Origin of the sequence: Paucibacter sp. XJ19-41, from assembly GCF_028462495.1 — a bacterium.
Taxonomy (GTDB): domain Bacteria; phylum Pseudomonadota; class Gammaproteobacteria; order Burkholderiales; family Burkholderiaceae_C; genus Roseateles_E.
Window position 1 is genome coordinate 1 of the sequence record NZ_JAQOWX010000233.1, and the last position, 2,673, is coordinate 2,673.

Sequence of the window (2,673 nt, forward strand, 5' to 3'; positions counted from 1 at the left end):
GTGGTGACGATTTCGACGCCCCGGCACCGGCCCCCCGCGCCGCCGCATCGCGCCCCCCGGCCCCGCGCCCGGCACCGGCCCCGAAGTCCTCGACCGGCTTCGATGATATGGATGACGATATTCCGTTCTAAATTGCGGCTCGCCGCATCCTGTTGATTGAAGCAGGCCCGCGCTCCGAAAGGACGCGGGCCTTTTTTGCGTGCGCGGTCTGCTCAACCCAGAGGATGTCCTCGCCTGGCCGCTGCCCTAAGGTCTTCAAGCTTCTCGCCTTTTCGATAGCGATAGGTGAGAACGGGTTTCAACCAGGAAGGACAGGGTATGCGCCAACTCCATGCGGTATTGAGCCGGATCACCGGTCCCACCAAGGTTTGCCTGGGGGGCTTGGCGCTTGCGATGCTCCTGAGTGGCTGCGGCACGGCAATCACGCGGACCACCTTGACCCCGCCCCTGGCGGGCATGGGCAGCTACCAATGGACTCGCGGCACGATCAACGACGGATCGGGTGGGCCGATTGCCGCCTGCACGCCGGCCACACCGCCCGCCCCTGCCTTTCCGGCGCCACCGACGACCGGCGAGCTGCTGGTCGGCTATCAGGACTGGCGCAATACCGTGGTCGATCCGCCGGGTGTGATGTGCCCCTCGTCACGCGCGAGCCGATGGCATGGCTTGATGGTGTTCGACATGTCGGCGGTGGCCGCGAACCTGCGGGCTTCGCCGCACCGGCTGCTGACGGCGTCGCTCAGTTATCGAGTCGGCAGCTGGCTGAAGGTGCCGCAGTCCGCCCAGGCGCTCGACCTTTGCGTGCGGTCGCTGGAGCTGGCCCGAGGGTATGAAACGCCGGCGCCGTTCGTGCTGGTCGAGCTGGACCCGCGCTTCGGCGACTTCCCCCAGAGCGCACCGTCGCGCCTGGGTGCGACCACCTTGCCCAGCCAGGTCCCGCTCGGACAGGTCACGAGCTCGGGGCAGGTCACCGTCGATCCTGCAGGCCCCAACCCGACCGTGACGGTGGATGTATCGCTGCTGCTGAGCGATTGGGCCGAGCGCCTGGCGCAAGAGCCGGTCGGCAGCGTGGAGAGCGGCCGTTTCGGGCTCGCCGTGCTGCCCGTCGGCCCCAGCATCCAGCAACTGGGTCTGACCAATCCGCCGCCGTCCCCGGTGCCTCCCAATCGTGCCACCGCTCGCTGCACCTCCATCCTCAAGAACGCCAGCCTGACGGTTACGGTCGGGCGATAGCGACTCTTGGTCCCGGCCTCGCCTCAGCAAGCCTCCTCGCGCAACCACCGACAGAAGGCCTCAACGGCTGGCTTGCCGCAGCCCTGCGGCCCAGTGACGATCCAGAAGGCGTAGGCGTTGGGCAGCTCCGGGCCGAAGGGCTTGATCAGGCGGCCGCGCTGCAGGTCTTGCGCGACCAGCGGCGCCAGGCCCAGCGCGACGCCGTGACCGGCGACCGCTGCCTCCTGGGCCAGGTAGATGCTGGAAAAGACCGGGCCCCGGCTCGCATCCACGCCTGGGCTGCCAGCGGCTTGCAGCCAGGCCGACCAATCGGGCACGCCGGGGCGGCCGGCCGCGCTGTCGTCATGCAGCAGGGTGTGCTGCGCCAGGTCCTCAGGCCCGAGCAGCGGCCGGCGGGCCTCGCCCAGCAGCGCGGGCGCGCAGACCGGGAACACCGGGGCCTCCATCAGCCGCTCGGCCCGCACGCCGGCGTAGCCTCCGGGGCCGTAGCGGATCGCGACATCGACACCGCCGCGGGCGAAATCGGCCGGCTCGTTGCCGGTCACGAGGCGGACCTTGAGATCGGGGTGCTCGCGGTGGAAGTGATGCAGCCGGGGCGCCAGCCATTTCGCGGCGAAGGATTCCATCGTGCTGACGCAGAGCTGCGCTGCCGAGGGGGCGGTGGCGCGGTCCAGCGCCAGCTCAAGCTGGCCGAACAGCTCGCTCAGCGAGGCGGCCAGCGCTTGGCCTTCGGCGCTCAGCGTGATCGAGCGATGGCCGCGATGAAACAGCGGCAGGCCCAGATAGGCCTCCAGATGCTTGACCTGGTGGCTGACCGCCGCCGGCGTGACGAAGAGCTGCGCCGCTGCGGCCTGGAAACTGAGGCAGCGCGCGGCCGCCTCGAAGGCGCGCAGGGCATTCAGCGGGACGGGATGGCGGGGCTTCACGCGGGCCTCGGGCTGGCAGGGGGTCGCGCATCCTATCAATCGCCTTAGTTTTTCTAAGGCGAAGGGGAAAACATCTCGTTTGTCGTCGGCACTAGTGTTTGCCAGGATGACACTCTCACAACGAGTGGAGATGGTCTTGATACAGCTGAGTTGCGATGGCCAGCGGCGCCGGGGTTTTCTTTCGTCCGCCGCCGCCCTGCTGCTGGCGGGCCGATCCGTGCTGGCGGCCGGCGGTGCGGACGGTCTGCGCATCCAGCGCCTGGCATGGGCGGGCATCCGTCTGCAGCTTCCGCAGGCCAGCCTGTTCATCGACCCGCTGGTCAGCCCGTCCGTCTGGGGGGCCGCGCTGAAGGACGCGCTGATCCCGGTCAGCGACGCCATCGGCGACAGCCATGTGCTGATCACCCACACCCACGCCGACCACTTCGACGCGCGCGCGGTGGCCCAGGCGCTGGGGCGGGGCGGCGCGCTGATCCATCCGGCCGGCACCAACCCGCTGCCGGTGCCGCCGGGC

At 69.5% G+C, this 2,673-nt stretch carries 3 protein-coding genes and 1 pseudogene; 3 read left to right on the top strand and 1 reads right to left on the bottom strand.

Translation table 11 applies throughout. From position 1 onward, the window contains the following. Together PO768_RS29395 and PO768_RS28410 are read left to right on the top strand one after the other, a co-directional pair. Window positions 1-131 (top strand): annotated as a pseudogene (locus tag PO768_RS29395) (single-stranded DNA-binding protein); the annotation flags it as partial. A gap of 187 nt (window positions 132-318) precedes the next feature. After that, window positions 319-1,233 carry a hypothetical protein gene (locus tag PO768_RS28410; RefSeq protein WP_272648737.1) on the top strand — a complete coding sequence of 305 codons (915 nt, stop codon included), beginning with the start codon at window positions 319-321 and terminating at the stop codon, window positions 1,231-1,233. A 23-nt stretch (window positions 1,234-1,256) separates the two neighbouring features. On the opposite strand, the gene gcvA is transcribed toward PO768_RS28410, so the two are convergent. After that, window positions 1,257-2,159 (bottom strand): transcriptional regulator GcvA, encoded by a 903-nt coding sequence (gene gcvA, locus PO768_RS28415; RefSeq protein ID WP_272648738.1) that lies wholly within the window; start codon window positions 2,157-2,159, stop codon window positions 1,257-1,259. 130 nt (window positions 2,160-2,289) lie between these two features. Between gcvA and PO768_RS28420 the strand changes: the two genes are divergently transcribed. After that, on the top strand, window positions 2,290-2,673 hold a 384-nt coding region (locus PO768_RS28420; protein WP_272648739.1), incomplete at its 3' end, for an MBL fold metallo-hydrolase.

Excerpts from the sequence above, each read along its gene's own strand:
- PO768_RS28410 (WP_272648737.1), top strand. The coding sequence starts at position 319 with ATGCGCCAACTCCATGCGGTATTGAGCCGGATCACCGGTCCCACCAAG.